Origin of the sequence: Mesorhizobium sp. (assembly GCF_004962245.1) — a bacterium.
Taxonomy (GTDB): domain Bacteria; phylum Pseudomonadota; class Alphaproteobacteria; order Rhizobiales; family Rhizobiaceae; genus Mesorhizobium.
This window is the reverse complement of the sequence record NZ_SUHQ01000023.1, coordinates 104,996-124,340: the sequence shown is the minus strand read 5'-3', so window position 1 is coordinate 124,340 and position 19,345 is coordinate 104,996. Positions and strand designations below refer to the sequence as shown.

19 protein-coding genes, 1 tRNA gene and 1 pseudogene are annotated in these 19,345 nt (G+C 61.7%); 12 read left to right on the top strand and 9 right to left on the bottom strand.

What is annotated here, in order from left to right:
* The first annotated feature begins 108 nt into the window (after positions 1–108).
* A protein-coding gene (locus E5X88_RS23355; protein WP_292165508.1) for an IS630 family transposase occupies positions 109–1,057 on the top strand; the annotation gives its coding sequence in 2 pieces (ribosomal slippage) (positions 109–444 and positions 446–1,057; 948 coding nt in all).
* Between the two features lie 273 nt (positions 1,058–1,330).
* Here the strand turns inward: E5X88_RS23355 and E5X88_RS23350 are convergent.
* On the bottom strand, positions 1,331–2,281 hold the full coding sequence (locus E5X88_RS23350; RefSeq protein WP_292165506.1) for a hypothetical protein: 951 nt from the start codon (positions 2,279–2,281) through the stop codon (positions 1,331–1,333).
* 513 nt (positions 2,282–2,794) lie between these two features.
* Between E5X88_RS23350 and E5X88_RS23345 the strand changes: the two are divergent.
* The 3 genes and pseudogenes from E5X88_RS23345 to E5X88_RS23335 all read left to right on the top strand — a co-directional run.
* Positions 2,795–2,998 (top strand): annotated as a pseudogene (locus E5X88_RS23345) (DUF3489 domain-containing protein); the annotation flags it as partial.
* A 4-nt stretch (positions 2,999–3,002) separates the two neighbouring features.
* Entirely contained in the window at positions 3,003–3,497 is a 495-nt protein-coding gene (locus tag E5X88_RS23340; RefSeq protein WP_292165504.1) for a DUF2924 domain-containing protein, read from the top strand.
* Positions 3,494–5,167, top strand: a complete 1,674-nt coding sequence (locus E5X88_RS23335; protein ID WP_292165502.1) for a recombinase family protein — start codon at positions 3,494–3,496, stop codon at positions 5,165–5,167. The genes E5X88_RS23340 and E5X88_RS23335 overlap by 4 nt, the downstream gene beginning before the upstream one ends.
* A 242-nt stretch (positions 5,168–5,409) precedes the next feature.
* Here the strand turns inward: E5X88_RS23335 and E5X88_RS23330 are convergent.
* A tRNA-Arg gene (locus tag E5X88_RS23330) sits at positions 5,410–5,486 on the bottom strand.
* A 170-nt stretch (positions 5,487–5,656) separates the two neighbouring features.
* A complete protein-coding gene (locus tag E5X88_RS23325) occupies positions 5,657–6,820 on the bottom strand; it encodes a M20 aminoacylase family protein (protein ID WP_292165500.1) in 1,164 nt (387 codons plus the stop codon).
* A 232-nt stretch (positions 6,821–7,052) separates the two neighbouring features.
* Between E5X88_RS23325 and E5X88_RS23320 the strand changes: the two genes are divergently transcribed.
* Positions 7,053–8,225 carry a D-alanyl-D-alanine carboxypeptidase family protein gene (locus tag E5X88_RS23320; RefSeq protein WP_292165498.1) on the top strand — a complete coding sequence of 391 codons (1,173 nt, stop codon included), beginning with the start codon at positions 7,053–7,055 and terminating at the stop codon, positions 8,223–8,225.
* Between the two features lie 4 nt (positions 8,226–8,229).
* Positions 8,230–9,336 carry a GTP-binding protein gene (locus tag E5X88_RS23315; protein ID WP_292165495.1) on the top strand — a complete coding sequence of 369 codons (1,107 nt, stop codon included), beginning with the start codon at positions 8,230–8,232 and terminating at the stop codon, positions 9,334–9,336.
* Positions 9,337–9,388: 52 nt separating this feature from the next.
* Here the strand turns inward: E5X88_RS23315 and E5X88_RS23310 are convergent, their stop codons facing one another.
* The 5 genes from E5X88_RS23310 to E5X88_RS23290 form a co-directional block, all read right to left on the bottom strand.
* On the bottom strand, positions 9,389–9,628 hold the full coding sequence (locus tag E5X88_RS23310; protein WP_292165493.1) for a sulfurtransferase TusA family protein: 240 nt from the start codon (positions 9,626–9,628) through the stop codon (positions 9,389–9,391).
* Positions 9,629–9,639: 11 nt separating this feature from the next.
* Positions 9,640–10,935, bottom strand: a complete 1,296-nt coding sequence (locus tag E5X88_RS23305) for a murein L,D-transpeptidase family protein (RefSeq protein WP_292165528.1) — start codon at positions 10,933–10,935, stop codon at positions 9,640–9,642.
* A gap of 200 nt (positions 10,936–11,135) precedes the next feature.
* The gene (locus E5X88_RS23300) at positions 11,136–12,086 is read right to left on the bottom strand and encodes an acetyl-CoA carboxylase carboxyltransferase subunit alpha (RefSeq protein WP_292165491.1); all 951 of its coding nucleotides are present in this window, start codon (positions 12,084–12,086) and stop codon (positions 11,136–11,138) included.
* Positions 12,087–12,184: 98 nt separating this feature from the next.
* The gene (locus E5X88_RS23295) at positions 12,185–13,102 is read right to left on the bottom strand and encodes a site-specific tyrosine recombinase XerD (protein WP_292165488.1); all 918 of its coding nucleotides are present in this window, start codon (positions 13,100–13,102) and stop codon (positions 12,185–12,187) included.
* A complete protein-coding gene (locus tag E5X88_RS23290; RefSeq protein ID WP_292165526.1) occupies positions 13,099–13,248 on the bottom strand; it encodes a histidine kinase in 150 nt (49 codons plus the stop codon). Before E5X88_RS23290 ends, E5X88_RS23295 begins: the two co-directional genes overlap by 4 nt.
* Positions 13,249–13,519: 271 nt before the next feature.
* Here E5X88_RS23290 and E5X88_RS23285 point away from each other — a divergent pair, with 271 nt between their 5' ends.
* The 4 genes from E5X88_RS23285 (at position 13,520) to E5X88_RS23270 (ending at position 17,074) form a co-directional block, all read left to right on the top strand.
* The gene (locus tag E5X88_RS23285; RefSeq protein ID WP_292165486.1) at positions 13,520–14,125 is read left to right on the top strand and encodes a shikimate kinase; all 606 of its coding nucleotides are present in this window, start codon (positions 13,520–13,522) and stop codon (positions 14,123–14,125) included.
* Complete coding sequence (gene aroB / locus E5X88_RS23280) at positions 14,122–15,306, top strand: 3-dehydroquinate synthase (RefSeq protein WP_292165484.1); 1,185 nt, start codon at positions 14,122–14,124, stop codon at positions 15,304–15,306. Before E5X88_RS23285 ends, aroB begins: the two co-directional genes overlap by 4 nt.
* The gene (locus tag E5X88_RS23275; protein WP_292165483.1) at positions 15,303–16,190 is read left to right on the top strand and encodes a transporter associated domain-containing protein; all 888 of its coding nucleotides are present in this window, start codon (positions 15,303–15,305) and stop codon (positions 16,188–16,190) included. Before aroB ends, E5X88_RS23275 begins: the two co-directional genes overlap by 4 nt.
* Before the next feature lie 80 nt (positions 16,191–16,270).
* Positions 16,271–17,074: an alpha/beta hydrolase gene (locus E5X88_RS23270; protein WP_292165482.1), complete on the top strand. Its 804-nt coding sequence runs from the start codon at positions 16,271–16,273 to the stop codon at positions 17,072–17,074.
* Positions 17,075–17,077: 3 nt separating this feature from the next.
* Here the strand turns inward: E5X88_RS23270 and E5X88_RS23265 are convergent, their stop codons facing one another.
* A complete protein-coding gene (locus tag E5X88_RS23265) occupies positions 17,078–17,380 on the bottom strand; it encodes a BolA family transcriptional regulator (RefSeq protein WP_292165480.1) in 303 nt (100 codons plus the stop codon).
* A gap of 192 nt (positions 17,381–17,572) precedes the next feature.
* Here E5X88_RS23265 and E5X88_RS23260 point away from each other — a divergent pair, with 192 nt between their 5' ends.
* Together E5X88_RS23260 and cobS are read left to right on the top strand one after the other, a co-directional pair.
* Complete coding sequence (locus E5X88_RS23260) at positions 17,573–18,202, top strand: J domain-containing protein (protein WP_145720135.1); 630 nt, start codon at positions 17,573–17,575, stop codon at positions 18,200–18,202.
* A gap of 123 nt (positions 18,203–18,325) precedes the next feature.
* The gene (gene cobS / locus E5X88_RS23255) at positions 18,326–19,312 is read left to right on the top strand and encodes a cobaltochelatase subunit CobS (protein WP_292165477.1); all 987 of its coding nucleotides are present in this window, start codon (positions 18,326–18,328) and stop codon (positions 19,310–19,312) included.
* The last annotated feature ends 33 nt before the right edge of the window (positions 19,313–19,345 follow it).

The window sequence follows — 19,345 nt, the reverse complement described above, 5'->3', positions numbered from 1 at the left end:
GACTAGCGGGTGTGCTCCGTTGAGCATGCGGACCTCACAGAAGCCTCCAGATTCCCACAAGGGTTGGATTGTGATTCAAACTGCATGCTGGATAGGAGGCCAGCATGCATGACACGAGCCTATTCCAATGATCTTCGTGAGCGTGTTGTTTCGGCCGTTCGATCGGGCGACAGTTGCCGTGCGGTAGCCGATCGGTTCGGTGTTGCGGTTTCCTCTGTGGTGAAGTGGTCGCAACGCTATCGAGCGACCGGCAGCGTCGCGCCTGGCAAGATGGGTGGTCATCGCAAGCGCGTTCTGGAGCCACACCGCGCCTTCATCGTGGAGCGGATCAATCAGACATCGCATCTGTCGCTGCATCGTCTGAAGGCGGAGCTGGCCGAGCGCGGCGTGGCGGTTTCTCATACGGCGGTGTGGGAGTTCCTGCGCCGTGAAGGCCTGCGGTTCAAAAAAAACACTGTTCGCCCTTGAGCGCGGCAGGGCCGACATCGCACGACGTCGCGAGCGCTGGAAAGTGTGGCAACAGCGGCTGGATCCAAAGCGCCTCGTCTTCATCGACGAGACCTGGATCAGAACGAACATGGCGCCGTTGCGCGGCTGGGGAGCCAAGGGCAAACGCCTGATCGGCTTTGCCCCGCATGGCCGCTGGAAGACGCTCACCTTTCTCGGCGCCCTGCGCCTCGATCGGCTCACCGCGCCATGCGTCTTCGATGGCCCGATCAATGGCCAGTGCTTCCGCGCCTATGTCGAACAGGTCTTGATCCCAGTGCTGCGGCCCGGCGACATCGTCATCCTCGACAACCTCGGCAGCCACAAAGCCAAGGTCATCCGTTCTATGCTCAGGGCGGTCAACGCACGGCTGTGGTTCCTGCCCAAATACTCGCCTGATCTCAACCCGATCGAGCAGGCCTTCGCCAAGATCAAGCACTGGATGCGGATGGCTCAGAAGACCAATGCCCAAGACACATGGCGTGCCATCGGACACCTCATCGATCAGTTCAAACCAGACGAATGCGCCAACTATTTCAACAACGCAGGATATGCTTCCGTCAAAACCTGAAACGCTCTAGCTCCGAGCATCACCTAGCAAGTGCGCCCATGGCTTTGTTCGTTAGGAGCATTGTGCCGGAAAAGTGAAGCTAGCTGAAGGCTGGGTACGGCCATCCCAATAGGAACGCCACTTTTTTTCATACGGCCGCAAAGAACGTGAAAGACCAATTCAAAGGGAAGAATCCCTGTATCAAACAGCGTCACGCGACTCACACCGAGGCAATTCGATGCGACATCATATCAGTTAAGGTCACGTCGAATAATAGGGAGGCGAATGCGCACGCTACCGTTCGACTGTCGCAGCCATTTCTTCAACAGGAGGCAATCGGCAGTCGATCCGCTCAAGCTGATAATTGTCCTCATCCAGGATGCGGGCCACATATTCATCCTGGGCTGGCAGTAGTCCGGTCGGCACAGGATTAGTCGCCAATGGATTGTGGACGATCGCCGATGGCGGAACTTTCCCGAGCAACGTTCCTTCGTCGGCATCAATCGCCCAAATTGCGCTGACTGGAGTGAACCGATGGTCGAGGAAAGTGTCCGCCGGAACCGCCTCACCTTTGGGTTTAGGTATTAGCATGCGCCGCTGACGCTCGGGTACGCTGGCTTCCAACGTCTCGCGATTAAACCGCACCTGCAACGGACCGATAGCAAATGTTGCTTCCACTGCAAACGGGAATTGGCTGATCCCATCGATACAATCGAACGCGCCTTCATATCCTCGCAGTAGGCGGGGACTAATAGCGATGACATATGCGTCATCCGCCGCCACGACGCCACTCGCTAGATAGCCCTGCTGGCCGCGGTCGTTCCCCAGAAGCTTTTCTGCTTTCTCTTTGATGGCTGCGGTCCAACGTAGGAGAATGGCTTCGTGAGGGAAATCTCTCACATCGCCGCCCGGCGGGGCCAACCACGCTTCGGGTACATTGGCAGGCGTTGGCGTGATGACCTCGATCCATATGCGCCGTCCCTCGTGCTCGACGCAAAAGTCGGGACCTTCAGCGGGATGGAAGAAGCGCACCCCTGCCAGTTCAAGCTGGTGCGCAACGAGAACTTCGGCCAGTTGTTGCCAATATATCGAGTTGTCTATCGAACACAGCCGTCGCTCGGCATCCCGATCACCAAGACCGGTATCAATATAGCGCTGACACGCGGCAATGAGACTCTCACGCAGAGCAGCGATCCGTTCGCTCGCGTGGGGATAGCGGTGTTCAATTGCTTCTCTAAGCGGCATGGATTCATCCCGTCAGGCTTATGGCGTCTTAAAGGTCTTGAACATGTCGAGCATTGTCCCAGGCTTATCAAGACCGTGCTATCGCTTTAAGCGAAATTTCGTCCTTCGGCCCAACCCTCCCCTACGCTGTGTCTGCTTATGGGCGGCAAAGTCGAGCGCTGCGGCTAGCATGAGGGGCAAAGCGGTCCCAAAATTATTGCTTGTTCCGCTGGACTTCGTTGGAGCGGCAAGCATTGCTGTCGGGACCGGGGGACGTACCCCCGCCGCCTCGCCTAAAGCCCGCCCCAGCGCGGGCTCCTGTCAGTACCGGCATCGGACGGTCCGAAGCCGGCATTGATGGAGAAAAGCAATGCGCATTGCCGAAACCGACCAAACGGAAAGCACAGGGGCTGGCGCGCCTGAGAACACCTCCCTTCAAGCGGTGGCAAACCCGCCCAAGCGCCCTCGGAAGCAGGCGGCCGCGCATGCGGCTGTCGCGACCAAAAGTAACACCCTAAACCTGCGGATACGAAGACGGACACCGTCCTGAAGAAGCTCCGATTGGCCAAGGGTGCTACTCTTGAGGCCTTAGTAGAGACTACAGGCTGGCAGCCTCATTCGGTGCGCGGGTTTCTGTCCGGGACTGTGAAGAAAAAGCTTGGCCTGCCTCTTGTCAGCGAAGTCGGCAAGGATGGCGTCCGGCGCTATCGGCTCGACAACAAGGCCACGGCTGATTGAAGCCATGGCTATCGACCCAAAGCTTCAACAGGAGGTCGCCGCGCTCGGCGACCTCTCTCGCGATGAGCTCGCGGGCCGGTGGATCAAGACCTATGGGTGTCCGCCGCCGAGGGGGGTGCGGCGTGAATTGTTGGTCAGAGCAGCAGCCTGGCATCTGCAGGCAAAAAGGCTGGGAGGCTTGTCGACCGAGACAAAGAAGCGCCTCGCTGAAGCCGTGCGAGAGGTAGGCACAAATGGACAAGCGAAACCGTCGAATCCAGCGTCGGGTAAGTCCCATGAGATGCACGGCGCAGGCAAGAACGCCGGCACGGCTTCGAAGTCGCGTCGCTCGCTATCGAAGGGGGCTCGCCTCCTGCGCGATTGGAACGGCAAGACCCACATTGTCGATGTGACCGCAGAGGGGTTCTTGTTCGAAGGTAAGATCTATCGGTCTCTCTCCGCCATCGCGCGCGAGATCACCGGCGCGCACTGGTCCGGTCCGAGGTTCTTCGGGCTATGAGCAGTCAGCAAAAACTGCGCTGTGCGGTCTACACCCGCAAATCCACCGAAGAGGGCCTTGAGCAGGAATTCAACTCGCTAGATGCCCAGCGCGAGGCCTGCGTGGCCTTCATCGCCTCGCGAGTCGGTCTGGGCTGGAAGCTCGTTCCCGACTTCTATGACGATGGCGGCATCTCAGGCGGGACGATGGAGAGGCCGGCACTAAAACGCCTACTTCAGCACATTCGCGACAGGCGGATTGATGTGGTGGTCGTGTACAAGATCGATAGGCTCACGCGATCGCTGATGGACTTTTCCAAAATCGTTGAGACCTTCGATGCTCACAGCGTGTCCTTTGTCTCTGTTACCCAACAGTTCAACACCACGACGTCGATGGGCAGGCTAACGCTCAACGTGCTCCTCTCATTCGCTCAGTTCGAGCGAGAAGTGACCGCAGAGCGTATCCGGGACAAAATCGCTGCATCGAGGAAGAAAGGCATATGGATGGGCGGTACGATTCCGCTCGGCTACCGTGCGGTTGATAAAAAGCTGGTGATCGATGAAGCGGGGGCGATGACCGTCCGATCGATATTCCAACGCTATCTGGATTTGAAGTCGGTGCTGGCGCTGGCCGATGAGCTCAATCAAAGCCAAACGATGGACACAGCCAATCCCCTTCGATCGCCGGTCAGCCGTGGGCGGCTCTATCACCTGCTTTCAAACCCAGTTTACATCGGCCAGGCTCGTCACAAAGACACATGCTACGAAGGCGCTCATGAGCCGATCGTAGATACGGAATTGTTTGCATCGGTTCAGGCCCTGCTAAAGGAGCAAGGGCCGAGACGGCGATCGCAGTCGAATGCCGCGGACCTGCATCTGCTCACCGGCCTTGTCTTTGACGAGACCGGCGATCGGTTGAGTCCTGCCTATGCCAACAATCATGGCAAGCGCTACCGCTACTACATCTCGAACCGGCTGAAGGTCGCTCGGCGCAAAGACGATAGTGGCTGGAGAGTTCCGGCCGACGAGCTGGAAGCAATCATCGACCAGCAGCTGATCATTTTGCTGAAAGGCAAATCACTGTTGGCCGAGTGGATCGAACGATATGCCTCTAAGGAGGCGATCGCGAGCGGGTTGAACGAGGCGGATGGGCTCTTGAGCGACTTGCCAGGATGTGATGCAAAACGTAGATCGATCGTCAAAAGCGCGATCCTGAGGATAACGCTTTCGCCGCAGACCATTGAGCTCGTAATCAATCCTGCTGCTTTGGTGAGGCTGATCTTACGATCAGAGGGCGCTGGTTTTGATCCTGTGGTTGCAATCGAGCCTCACCAGATCACCGTCGCATGCCAGATTCAGAGGCGTGGAAATGAGGCACGCTTGATCATTGGAGATCAACCAAAACGCGAAAAGACGCCTGACCCGAGCCTCGTCAACCTGCTGGCGAGATCGCACGCGATGTTGTTCGCGCTGACAAATGGCTCGGCTCGCAGCATCTCTGAACTCTCGAAAGCTACCAGTATCCATCGGGCCGCCCTCAGCAAGGCATTGCCACTGGCCTTTCTCGCTCCCACGATCGTGGAGGACATTCTGGCGCGCAATCAACCTGTCGGTCTAACCGCCCGGCGGCTCGCTCGGCTGGCCGATCTTCCGGTTGATTGGAACCAGCAGCGATCCCTTCTGGGCTTCTAGTCACAGCCCCAGTCTGTTCGGCTTTCCATCCGCGGCGATGCTCATGGCCGGTCTCTCTGTATCGATTGCGAAAACAATAGGGCACGGAAAGCGGGTCAGAGAGACGGGCCCTGAAAACTCGGCAATTACAGAGACCGACTGGGCGTATGAGCCCGACTGTTTAAGGGAAGCCCAGTCTAACCCGCGGAAACGTCGACCGAATTTCGAGCCAGTCGAAATAGCCAAACCTAACGGTGACTGAGTGGTGATCCCGACAGGAATCGAACCTGTGACCTACAGATTAGGAATCTGCCGCTCTATCCTACTGAGCTACGGGACCACGCGGCCCGACACATAACCGCTTCGGATCGTTTCGCCAAGAGGCGCTCTGCATCCAATCAATCGGTTTCGACGAGGGGTGCCGCCCAGCTCGATGCTTGGCGGACGGCAAGTTGATCGGGAGCGCTCTGCACCCAATCAGCTTGTTGCCGCGCGGCCCGATGCTTACAGCTAAACCGCCAGCGCCGTTTCCGCGAGCTTCACCCAGTAGCTCATGCCATGCGGGATGACCTCGTCGTTGAAGTCGTAGGCAGGGTTGTGGAGACCGGCGGTGTCGCCATTGCCGATGAAGATGAAGGCGCCCGGCCGCGCCTCCAGCATATAGGAGAAATCCTCGCCGCCCATCACCGGCTGGATGGCGCGGTGCACCTGGGCGTCGCCGGCGATATCGGCCGCGACGTCGCTGGCAAAGACCGTCTCTTCCGCGTGGTTGAAGGTGACGGGATAATTGGCATTGTAATCGACCTCGATCGTTGCGCCGAAGGCCGCGGCCAACCCCGCGCAGATGGCGCGCACGCGCTCCTCCGCCTTCTTGGCAACCTCCTTCTTCAGCGTGCGTACTGTGCCGGCGATCTCGGCGCTCTCGGGAATGACGTTGTAGGCGTCGCCGGCGTGGAATTTCGTCACCGACACCACGACGGCCTCGACCGGATCGGTGCTGCGCGAGGCGATCGTCTGCAGCGCGCAGACGAGCTGGCTGGTGATGACGATCGGGTCGATCGTGCCGTGCGGCATCGCCGCATGCCCGCCCCGGCCCTTGACGGTGATGGTGAACTCGGCGGTCGCCGCCATGATCGGGCCCGGCCTGATGGCGAACTGTCCGACAGGCAAGCCCGGCATGTTGTGCATGCCGAACACCTTGGAGATGCCGAAGCGCTCCATCATGCCGTCCTTGACCATCTCGTTGCCGCCGCCGCCGCCTTCTTCGGCCGGCTGGAAGATCACTGCGACAGAACCGGAAAAATTGCGCGTTTCGGCCAGATATTTGGCGGCGCCGAGCAGCATCGCGGTGTGGCCGTCATGGCCGCAGGCGTGCATCTTGCCTGGAACGGTCGAGGCGTAGGGCTTTCCGGTGATCTCGTTGAGCGGCAGCGCGTCCATGTCGGCGCGCAGGCCGATGGTCGTGCCATCACCCTGGCGGCCGCGGATGATGCCGACGACGCCGGTCTTGCCGAGCCCGGTCACCACGTCGTCGCAGCCGAAGGCCTTCAGCTTCTCGGTGACGAAGGCGGCGGTCTTGAAGACGTCGAAATTCAGCTCCGGAGTCTGGTGCAGATGACGGCGCCAGCCGGCGACCTCGTCTTGCATTTCGGCGGCGCGGTTCAGGATTGGCATGATGGTTCCATCTCGCTGTTGGAGCAGACGGTCTTGGCCTGCTGTTTTGCGATTATGCCTGCTGTTTTGCAATTGTGATTGTCAGGCACTTTGCCATCTTGACGTCACATAGGCTAAATAGCACCGCAACTATGGTCCGGGCAGAGGGTCGGATCCACTTTGCTGGCGATCGCGTAACGAAACCTTACGGAGCCAGGGGCGACTACGGCAAGAGGCGATTTCGGATTTCACGATGCGGTACAGGCATTTCCCTAGACTATTGCTGGCGGGCGCCGTGGCGCTTCCGGTGCTGGCCGGACCGGCTCTCGCCAATCCGGCGATCGTGTTCGACCTGGAAAACGGCAAGATCCTCCAGCATCAGGAGGCTTTCAAGCGCTGGTATCCGGCCTCGCTGACCAAGCTGATGACCGCCTATGTGACGTTCCGCGCAATCGCGGCCGGCGAGGTTCAGCTCGATTCGCCGATCAAGGTCACGAAACGGTCCGCCGGCGAGCCGCCGAGCAAGATGGGGTTCAAACCGGGCTCCGTCATGCGGCTCGACAATGCGCTGAAGATGATGCTGGTCAAATCGGCCAACGACGTCGCCATGGCGGTCGGCGAGAACATCGGCGGTTCGCAAGCCGCTTTCGCTGAACGCATGAACACCGAGGCGCGCCGGCTCGGCATGACCGGATCGCATTTCGTCAACCCGAACGGGCTCTTTTCGCCGGACCAGTACACGACGGCGCGCGACCTCGGCTTGCTGGTGATGGCGATCCGCACGGAATTTCCGCAATATGCCCCCTGGTTCTCGATCGAGGGCCTCGCCGTCGGCAAGAAGCAGATCCCGAACTACAATCTTCTGATCGGCCGCTATCCGGGTGCCGACGGCATGAAGACGGGCTTCGTCTGCCCCTCGGGCTTCAACATGATCGGCTCGGCAACGCGCGACGGCCGCACGCTGGTCGCCGTGGTGCTCGGCGAACAGTCGGCCATTACACGTGCCGAGACCACGGCGAGATTGCTCGACCAGGGTTTCGCGGCGCCTGAGTCGAGCCGGACCACGGTCGCGGCGCTGCCTGTCTATGGCGACACGACGTCCGTCAATGATCTGCGTGACGAGCTTTGCAAGAAAAAGCCGGCTAAGGAGCAGTCGGAAGCTGCCGCCCCGGTCGGCGACAAGGATGCGCCAAAATCCCCCTATCGGGAAAAGCTCGACCACGTGCCGACATTGGTCGCTGTCGGCCTTGGTGGCGCCACCGGGCCGAAGCCGAAGGCCATGCTCGATGCATCGGGCCGGGAGTATTCCGACGTGCCGCTGCCGACCTGGCGGCCCGACCTGCCGCAGCCACCCGGTGCCGAACCGACAGTGATCGGTTCCGCCACTGCGCCCCAGGACAACCAGCCCGCCAAGGCCTTGAACTAGCCTGATGAGCAGCGGCTTTCCCATCCCTGTCTCGGTGCTGACCGGTTTTCTCGGCGCCGGCAAGACGACGCTGCTCAACCGGTTGCTCAGGGATCCGGCGCTCGCCGACACCGCGGTCATCATCAACGAGTTCGGCGAGGTCGCAATCGACCATCTCCTGGTCGAGCAAGCCTCCGACGGCATCATCCAGCTTTCAGACGGCTGTCTCTGCTGCACGGTGCGCGGCGAACTGGTCGACACGCTGGCCGATCTCGTCGACCGGTTGCAGACCGGCCGCATCGCCCGGCTTGCCCGCATCGTCATCGAAACCACCGGCCTCGCCGATCCGGCGCCGGTGCTGCAGTCGATCATGGGGCATCCGGCGCTGGTCCAGGCCTTCCGGCTCGACGGCGTCATCACGCTGGTCGACGCGGTCAACGGCAGTGCGACGCTCGACGCCCATGTCGAGGCGGTGAAGCAGGTGGCCGTCGCCGACCGCATCGTGCTGACGAAGGCCGATCTGGCCACCGATTCGCGTGATCTAGAGGCCTTGCGGACCCGGCTGCGGCAAATCAATCCGGGTGCCGAGCTGCTCGATGCCGGTGACAGGAGGACCGATGTGGCGGCGCTGTTCGATTGCGGCCTCTACAACCCAGCCACCAAGTCCGCCGACGTGCGGCGCTGGCTGGGCGAGGAAGCCGCCCATGACCATCACCACCATGGTGACCATGACCACGGCGACCATGACCACGACCATCGGCACGATTCCCGTGTGCGCTCCCACGCGCTCGTCCATGATGGGCCGGTGCCGTTTTCGGCGATCGAGATGTTCCTGGACCTGCTGCGATCGGCGCATGGCGAGCGCCTGCTGCGCATGAAGGGCATCATCGAATTGCTGGAAGACCCGGCGCGGCCGCTGGTCGTCCACGGCGTGCAGAAGATCCTGCATCCGCCGGCGCGGCTGCCGTCCTGGCCGGACGGCCAACGCGGCACAAGGCTGGTGCTGATCACGCTCGACATGCCGGAAGATTACGTCCGCCGGCTGTTTGCCGCCTTCACCAACCGGCCGTCGATCGACACACCCGACCGCGCAGCGCTGGAGAACAACCCGCTGGCCATCGCCGGGCGGTAGGCTTTCCTCGGAGTTCAATTCGAGACACGAGGCTGGCGGAAGATCGCCGAACTCAGGCGATATCGCCGCGCTCGACCAGAAAGCGATGGCCGCCGGAAACCGCTGTGGATTCGACTAGATGATGACCGCTCTCGGCGCAGAAGGAGGGAATGTCGATGACGGCGAGTGGGTCGGTGGTCTCCAGCCAAAGCTGGCTGCCCGGCTGCATCCCCGCCAGCCGTTTCTTCGCCTTGAGCACCGGCAAGGGACAGTTCAGCCCCTTCAGATCGTAAATAGCAGCGCGCTCGGTCAAGGTGAGAAGCCTCAGCCGCCAAACATGCCGAGCAGCTTCCTCTTCAGCTTTGTCGCTGTGCTGGCCTCCGCGCTCGCCGCCTGCGTTTCGGTCACCGGGGCGGCCTCGGCGGGCGCGATCGTTGCAGTGGCGACAGGCGTTTCGGCCGCGACCCTGACCGCTTCCTCTTCAGCCAGGGACTGAATCCTTGCCGCCTCTTTCTCGGCCTTGGCTGCTTCTATCGCGGCAAGCCTTTGCTCCTCGGCCTTCTGCTTGGCGGCCTTCTCGGCGTCGAGCGCGGCCATCTTGCGGCCCGCCGGCGAATCGATGCGGCCCATGCGCGCCGTCTCCGTCAGCGAGCCGTCGGCGTTGAGCGACGGCGGCTCGATCGGCACGCGTTCGCCGCGGGCGCGGCGCTTGGACCAGTCGGAAACGATGCTGGCTTCCTTGATGCCGGCGATGGTCGGCTTGGGGGCCGGCACGCTGGCCTTGACCGCGCCGTTGAAAGCCGCTTCGTAGGTGCTCTGGTAGGCATTGAAGGCGCTCTTCAGCGAATCCGGCTGTGTCGTCGTGGGGCAGGCGCCGGTCGGATCGAAGGTCGCGCCGTCGGCCGCGACCTGGTTGAAGACATAGCGCCTCTCGCAGACGTCGACCTTCGGCGGCACTTTGGTGATCTCGAAATTGTCGTAGCCGACCTTCAGCATCTTCCAGAATTCGTAGTTCGGATCCTTGCGATAGCGCGCCATGTTGGCGGCGGTCATGCGGAACGGAAAGGCCTGGATCTGGAATTCGGTCTGGCCGCCCTGGAAGGCATCGCGGCCGAAGGCGTAGATTTGCTCGATCTGCGCGTCGGTCATCGAATAGCAGCCCGACGACGAGCAGGCGCCATGAACCATCAGATGGGAACCGGTGCGGCCATTGGCGCGGTCGTAGGCGTTGGGATAGCCGATGTTGAAGGCAAGGTGGTAGCTCGACCGCGGATTCATCTGCGACGGACGGACCGTATAGAAGCCTTCCGGCGCCTGACGGTCGCCTTCGGTGAATTTGGGGCCCAGCTTGCCCGACCATTTGCAGATGTCGTAGCTGGCGACGATGTCGTAGCGGCCGTTGGTCTTGGCCTTCCAGATTTCGAGCTTGCCCTCTTCCTTGAAGATGCGGGCCATCACCGGCGAGGTGCGGGTCATGCCCTTGGCCTTCATGTTGGCCAGGATCTTGTCGGGCAGCTGCTTGTTGGCCTGGGGGGAAAAATCCTTCATCGAAGAATCGGTGCAGCCGGCGACCCCTATCGCGGCAATCAGAAGTCCGGTGCGGGCAAGCTTGGCAAACATGCGTATGGCTATGTCTTTTTTCTTTCGGACTGCAGGCATCAGCGCCATCAGCCCCACCCTAAACCCGTTAACCTTGAAAATTCCTTACCGCAAGCGCCGGGCGCTATCCCTCACGGCAATCTGATTGAACCGAATGCAGCGGCAATTTTGTGGCGAAGGTGCTCAATCTTGCCACATTGCGCCGCCGAAATCGTCTCGCCCTAAAGGTTCCGGCCCATAGCCAGGTATTTCTCGCGGCGCTGCTCGCGAAAATCGGTGTTGGCGCCGGAGAATTCCTTCATCGTCTTCGCGATGAGGTCGCCAGTGGCGGCAATCACCGCTTCCGGGCCACGATGGGCGCCGCCGAGCGGCTCGGGAACGATGGCGTCGATGATCTTCAGCTCGAGCAGGTCCTGAGCCGTGATCTTCATGTTGGTCGCCGCATCCTTCGAGCGGGTTGTGTCGCGCCACAGGATCGAGGCAGCGCCTTCCGGCGAGATCACCGAATAGATGGCGTGTTCGAGCATGTAGACGCGGTTGGCGGTGGCGATCGCAATGGCGCCGCCCGAGCCGCCTTCGCCGATGACCACCGAGATCGACGGCACCTTCAGGCCGAGACAGGCAGAGGTCGAACGGGCGATGGCCTCCGCCTGACCGCGCTCCTCTGCATTGACGCCGGGATATGCGCCGGCCGTGTCGACCAATGTCAGCAACGGGATATTGAAACGATCGGCGAGTTCCATCAGCCGCACCGCCTTGCGGTAGCCCTCCGGTCGTACCGAGCCGAAATTATGCTTCAAGCGGCTCGCCGTATCCGAGCCTTTTTCCTGACCGATGATCGCCACCGGTTCACCGCGGAACCGGGCGAAGCCGCCGACGATCGCCTGATCCTCGCCGAAATTGCGATCGCCGGCGAGCGGTGTGAAATCGCTGAACAGACCCTTGATATAGTCGACGCAATGCGGTCTGTCCGGATGGCGCGCCACCTGCACCTTCTGCCATGGCGTCAGTGCCTTATAGATGTCGCGCAACGCATCGCGGACGCGTTTCTCGAGACGGCCGATCTCATCGCCGACATCGACCGCCTCACCGTTCTCGGCAAGCTTCTTCAGCTCGAGGATCTTGCCTTCGAGATCGGCGATCGGCTTTTCGAAATCGAGGTAATTGTACATTCTTGAGCGGACCGGTAAGTCGGAAGGCAATGACTGGCGGAACCTAGGAAACAAAGGCTCCGAGCGGCGGAACGTCGCCTCACATAGCGATATGACGCCTAGTCGGCAAGCGGATGATGATCGTTGACCAGTCGCACAAGCCGCTCCTCCAGCACATGGGTGTAGATCTGGGTGGTCGAGATGTCGGCATGGCCGAGCAACTGCTGCACGGCCCTGAGATCGGCGCCGTTCTGCAGGAGATGGCTGGCGAAGGCATGGCGCAGCACATGCGGCGATATTTTCGCCGAGGCGATGCCGGCTCGCGCGGCAAGGCCCTTCAGGTCGCGGGCGAAGACCTGCCTGGAGAGATAGCCGCTGTCGCTTGCTGCCGGAAACAAGAACGGGCTGTCTGCGAAAGCCGGCACCGTTGCCCGGGCAGTGAGCCAGGCCCGCATCGCCATGCACGCCTTTGCCGACAGCGGTACCATGCGTTCCTTGTCGCCCTTGCCGCGCACCATGAAGAAACGATCGTCGCGCAACGCCACCGTCACCGGCAGGCCGACCAGCTCGGAAACGCGCAGGCCGGTGGCGTAGAGCACCTCGACCAGCGCATGCAGGCGCAGCGCCGCCAGTCTGTCGCCGTCGTTCAGTGCGGCGTCGCCTGCCTCTTGCGCCGCACGGTCGATCAGCCGGCCGGTATCGGCCTCGCTCATCGTCTTCGGCAGCGGCCGGCCTTTCTTCGGACTGTCCAGGGTTCCGGTCGGGTCGTCGCTGCGCAGGCCCTCGGCATAAAGGAATTTGAAGAACTGGCGGATCGCCGACAGTTTGCGTGCCTGCGAGGTGGCGGCAAAACCGCGCGCGGCGATATCGTCGAGATAGGCGCGGATATCGGCGGCGGCGGCACCCGCCAGCCCGCCATCGATTTCGACTGAGGCGTCTTCGAGGTCGCGGCGGTAGCTGGAAAGCGTGTTTTCGGCAGCGCCCCGCTCGGCGCTCATCATTTCCAGAAAGGCTTCGATGCGGGCCGCGCTGTTCATTTCTTGGGATTCAGCTTTTCCGGAGGAATGCGCACGCTCATTTCGGTCTTTCTCGGCTCGACAAACATCGCCAGAGCGAACATCGCGCCATAGACAATGCCGGCCAGAATCGTGAGCGTCACGACAAAGCGAAACAGTGTCGGCATCAATTTTCGCCCGTCTTCTTGTTCTGCGTTTCCAAACCCTGTGCCCTTATGAGACGCCAATCCGGCCAATTCAAGGACGAAGCTCAAGCGACGCGCGGCGCGCGTCACGCTTGACGCAAACAGGCTTTTGATGTCGATACGCCGGCAAAGAGGGCGCGTCGCGTTTGAAACGGATTCATGCGACGCGCTTTTGAGTTTGATTTTATGCATGTCGTTATCGCAAAACCGCTGCGCACTTTTGCGCGACATGCATTAGAAGCATCATGGTGTCATGAACGCGCTGCCAGCAAATCCTCCTGATGAAAGCCATGCCGCGCTGCTCGGCCGGCTGGGTGACCGTTCCGTCGTCTTTGTCGGCCTTATGGGCGCAGGCAAGACGGCGATCGGCCGCAAGGTGGCGGGGATGCTGGGGCTGCCTTTCATCGACAGCGACCAGGAGATCGAAAGCGTGTCGCGCATGACCGTCCCGGACCTGTTCGAACGCTATGGCGAGACCGAGTTCCGGGCGCTGGAGCAGCGCGTCATCCTGCGCGTGCTGGAACACGGCCCGCAGGTGCTGTCGACCGGCGGCGGCGCCTTCATGAGTGCGCAGACGCGGGAGGCCATTGCGGGCCATGGCGTGTCGGTATGGCTGAAAGCCGAGATCGACCTTCTGATGGACCGCGTTTCCAAGAAGCAGAACCGGCCGCTCCTGAAAAGCTCCGATCCCCGCGCTGTAATCGAGCGATTGATGGTCGAGCGCTATCCGGTCTACGCAACCGCTGATGTCACCGTGCCGACCCGCGACGATCGCAAGGAGGTCATTGCGGCCGAGGTGGTGAGCGCGCTTTGCCGGCATTTCGGCGTTGCAGCCGAGACAGGCGAGGTGCGGTCGTGAGCGCCAATGCGACAGTCACCGTCGAAGTCGGGCTTGGCGACCGTGCCTACGACATATTGATCGGCCCCGGCTTGCTGTCCCGCGCAGGCACCGAGATTTCGCGCCGCCTGCCCGGCACGCGTGCCGCGGTGGTTACCGACGACAATGTCGCCACGACACACCTTGAAACGTTGCAGGCCGGCCTCGAACAGGGCGGCATCGAGCCTGCCATTATCACGCTGCCGGCTGGGGAAAAGACCAAGAGTTTCGCGCATCTCGAGGAGGTGGTGGACGGCGTGCTCGCCGCAAGGCTCGAGCGCGGCGATGTCGTCATCGCGCTCGGCGGCGGCGTCATCGGCGATCTGGCCGGCTTTGCCGCCGGCATTGTACGCCGCGGCATGAATTTCGTGCAGATTCCGACCTCGCTCCTCGCCCAGGTCGACTCCTCGGTCGGCGGCAAGACCGGCATCAACAGTGCGCGCGGCAAGAACCTCGTCGGCGTCTTCCATCAGCCGAAACTGGTGCTGGCCGACACCGAAGTGCTCGACACGCTGCCGATCAGGGAATTCAGGGCGGGTTACGCCGAACTCGCCAAATATGGGCTCATCGACCGCCCGGACTTCTTCGCCTGGCTGGAGGAGAACTGGGGCCAAGTGTTTGCCGGCGGTCCGGAGCGGGCGCAGGCCATCGCCGAAGCCTGTCGCGCCAAGGCCGACGTCGTCGCCCGCGACGAGTTCGAGACCGGCGACCGCGCGCTGCTCAATCTCGGCCACACGTTCGGCCATGCGCTGGAGGCCGCCACCCGCTATGACAGCGCCCGTCTCGTCCATGGCGAGGGGGTCGCCATTGGCATGGCGCTGGCTTATCGCTTTTCGTCACGCCTCAATCTGGCAAGCCCCGACGATGCGGCGCGCGTCGAGGCGCATTTTCGCGCCGTTGGGCTGCCCTGGCGCATGACCGACATTCCGGGCGAATTGCCTGATGCCGAGGCGCTGCTTGCCTTCATCACCCAGGACAAGAAGGTGTCGCGCGGCGCGCTGACCTTCATCCTGACACACGGCATCGGCCAGGCCTTCATCGCCAGGGATGTGCCGGCGTCGGAAGTGTTGTCGTTTCTGAAGGAGAACCATCCGGGTCGGCAGGAAAGCCGCCCGGATCGGCGGAAAAGCCGCCCGGGTCAGCAGAGCAGCAGCCCGGGATGAACGAGACCGGCTGGATCGTCGCTGCTGTCCTTGCCGGGCTCGGCCTGCTCGCTTTCGCCTTTCGCGCGCGCCTGCTCGCGGCCTTCGGCTACAAGCTCCTGCGCATCGAGCCGCAGAACCATGATGAATCGCGCGGCGCGAGCGACGATTTTCGGCGCGATGGCCAGGTGGTGCGCGAGGACCCCGTCCGCATCGGCCGCCTCTCCGATCTCGACGAACTCGAGGTGTCCGATGTCATGGTCCACCGCACCAACATGCGCTCGGTCAATGCCGACAATCCGCCGGAAGCGGTGGTGCGCGAGATCCTGCAGAGCCCGCACACCCGCATGCCCTTGTGGAAGGGCTCGCTCGACAACATCGTCGGCGTGTTGCACGCCAAGGACCTGCTGCGCGCGCTGAACGATGTGGGCAACGACTTTTCCAAGATCGACGTGATGAAGATTGCTTCAAAACCGTGGTTCGTGCCCGATACCACGACGTTGCAGGAGCAGCTCAACGCCTTCCTGCGTCGCAAGGCGCATTTCGCCGTCGTCGTCGACGAGTATGGCGAGGTCGAGGGGCTGGTGACGCTGGAGGACATCATCGAGGAGATCGTCGGCGAGATCGCCGACGAGCACGATGTCGACATGCAGGGCGTCAAGCAGGAAGCCGACGGCTCCGTCGTCGTCGACGGCACTGTGTCGATCCGCGACCTGAACCGGGCGCTCGGCTGGAACCTGCCGGACGAAGAAGCCACCACCATTGCCGGTCTCGTCATCCACGAGACGCAATTGATCCCGGACGAGAAGCAGGCTTTCACCTTTCACGGCAAGCGCTTCGTCGTCATGAAGCGCGACAAGAACCGGATCGCAAGGCTGAGGATCAGGCCGGCTGGCGAGGTTTAGGTTCTGGTCCGACTTACCAATCCTGACTGGACGCTCGCCGCGCCGGCGTGCACTTTCGACTGGGCTGTCTGGAGATGACGGTGATCGATCGGCGAACCCTGCTTTTGATGTCAATGGCTTTGTTGCCGGCCAGCGCCTCGGCGGCATCGCGCCGGCGTTCGCCGTCTCCGCAAACCTTCGACTACGGACCGGCCAGGCTCGACATCTACTCGCGCGATGGCGCACGCGGCCTGCCTGTGGTCTTTTTTATCCATGGTGGTGCCTGGCGGGCCGGCAATCGCACCAACGTGGATTCCAAGCCGGCCTTCCTGCTCGACAACGGCTTCTGCTTCGTCTCCATTGACTACCGGCTGCTGCCCAAGGTCGATGTCGCCACCCAGGCCAAGGATGTCGAGCAGGCATATCGTTACGTGCGCGCCAATATCGTCAAACACGGCGGCGATCCGAACCGGATAGCGGTGATGGGCCATTCGGCCGGCTGCCATCTCGCTGCATTGACCGGCCTGCGCGGCGGCCTGCCCGGTGTCGCAGCGCTCATCCTTGGCGATACCAAGGCCTATGACCTGGAGGCGCTTGCGAGGAGCGGCGGCTTGACACGGGCCTATGCCAGGGCCTTTCCCGACCCCGCGCAGTGGCGCGCGCTGTCGCCTGCCGCCCATATCGGCGGGCGCAAACATCCGCCGTCCTTCATCGCCTATTCGCGCGCATCCGGTCGCGCGACAGTTTCACGGGCCTTCGCCGAGCGCCTGCGGGCGACCGGAACGGAGGTGACGCTGTTCGACGGTCGCGCCTATTCGCACATGTCGATCAATCGCGATTTCGGCGACGAAGGCGACGCCTTGACCTCTGCGGTGATGATTTTCCTGAAGTCGGCGCTCGGCTGATGCCTACCATCTGGTCTTTTCGTCCGGTGCGGCCGGCTCGATAGCCAGCGCATGAACACCAGCCTTCAACTCGTCGGCCAGCAATTCGTTGACCGCGCGGTGGCGGTCGATGCGACTCATGCCGGCAAAGGCCGAGGAGACAATGCGGACGCGGAAATGCGTCTCGCCGGTGCCGTCATAGGTGCCGTGATGGTCGGAGTCCTGATGGTGATGGCCGGCATGCAGATGGCTTTCGTTGATGATAACCAGCCGCTCCGGCGAGAACGCCGTCTTCAACTTGCCTTCCATCGTCGACTGTATGGACATTCGCACCTCCCTTCACCACATATGGCCGGCGCATGACCCCGAAAATCGGAGCTCATTGCGCGTCCAGGAGGACGCGCAATGCCGTCGCCGCGACAAAATCCGCCAATCGCCCGCTTTATGCCGCGATTCAGCGGTTAGGGCGATCATCGCGAAAATGTCAATTCTTGTTTCGCATCAGCGAACAGCCCATAAATGGGTGAGATGAAACCGTATCCCAAATATTTCGAGAAGATTCGTATCCGGCCGGAGAAGGATGCGGAGCTGAAGTCGCGCTCGCCGATCTGCCAATGGGACGGCTGCAAGGAGGCTGGCACCCATCGTGCGCCGGTCGGACGCATGAAGGAGGGCGAGTATTTCCAGTTCTGCTTCGATCATGTGCGCGAGTACAACAAGGGCTTCAATTATTTTTCCGGCGTTCCCGACACCGAGATCGCTCGTTTCCAGAAGGAAGCGATGACCGGCCACCGGCCGACCTGGAAGATGGGCATCAACGGCGCCTCGACGCGATCTTCTCCCGATTTCGCCCAGCAGCGTTCCGGCCGCGCCGGCTACTACAACCGCATGCGTGACCCGTTCGACCTGTTCAACGGTCCGAAGGATCCGCGCGCGGCGCATGCGCGCAAGGCCAAGCCGCTTGAGGCCAAGGCGCTGGAAACGCTTGGTCTTGATACAAAGGCGACTGGCAAGGATATCAAGGCGCGCTATAAGGAACTGGTGAAACGCCACCATCCGGATGCGAATGGCGGCGACAGAGGTTCGGAAGACCGGTTCCGCGATGTGCTTCATGCCTATCGCGTGCTCAAGCAGGCAGGATTGTGCTGAGCGACCTTACGGTCCGTGTCGTTTTCCAACTTTCATAAGGTTGGAAAAGGCTCTAAGACCGCCCCCGGACAAAATCGATTGCCGGCGAAATCAGGCGTTTCGCCCGTGGAGACGTTGATAGAGATGAACAAGGTCGATCGCGACATCGCCAACCTGCCCGACACCACCGTGTCGGTGAAGGAGAAATTCGGCTTCGAGTCCAAGATGGTGGTGCCGGCCTATTCGGTGACGAGCGAGCATGTGCCCGACATCGATCCGGACTATCTGTTCGACAAGAACACGACGATGGCGATCCTCGCCGGTTTCGCCTACAACCGCCGCGTCATGGTGTCGGGCTATCACGGCACCGGCAAGTCGACGCATATCGAGCAGGTCGCCGCCCGCCTCAACTGGCCTATGGTGCGCGTCAACCTCGACAGCCATGTCAGCCGCATCGATCTCGTCGGCAAGGACGCGATCGTCGTCAAGGAAGGGCTGCAGATCACCGAATTCCGCGACGGCATCCTGCCCTGGGCCTACCAGCACAATGTCGCGCTGTGCTTTGACGAGTACGATGCCGGCCGCCCGGACGTCATGTTCGTCATCCAGCGCGTGCTCGAATCGTCGGGCCGGCTGACGCTGCTCGACCAGAGCCGGGTCATCCGCCCGCATCCGGCGTTCCGGCTGTTTTCCACCGCCAACACGGTCGGCCTCGGCGATACCACCGGCCTCTATCACGGCACCCAGCAGATCAACCAGGCGCAGATGGACCGCTGGTCGATCGTCACCACGCTGAACTATCTGCCGCACGACAATGAGGTGAACATCGTGCTGGCCAAGGCCAAGCACTATCGCGACGGCAAGGGCAAGGAGATCGTCAACAAGATGGTGCGCGTCGCCGACATGACGCGTTCGGCCTTCATCAACGGCGACCTTTCGACCGTCATGAGCCCGCGCACGGTCATCACCTGGGCCGAGAATGCCGAGATATTCGGCGACATCGGCATGGCGTTCCGGCTGACCTTCCTCAACAAGTGCGACGAACTGGAACGCTCGCTCGTGGCCGAGTTCTACCAGCGCGCCTTCGGTGAAGATCTGCCCGAATCAGCCGCCAATGTGGTGCTGGGCTAAGCGTGGTTCTGAAAAGTCGCACGGATTTTCGGG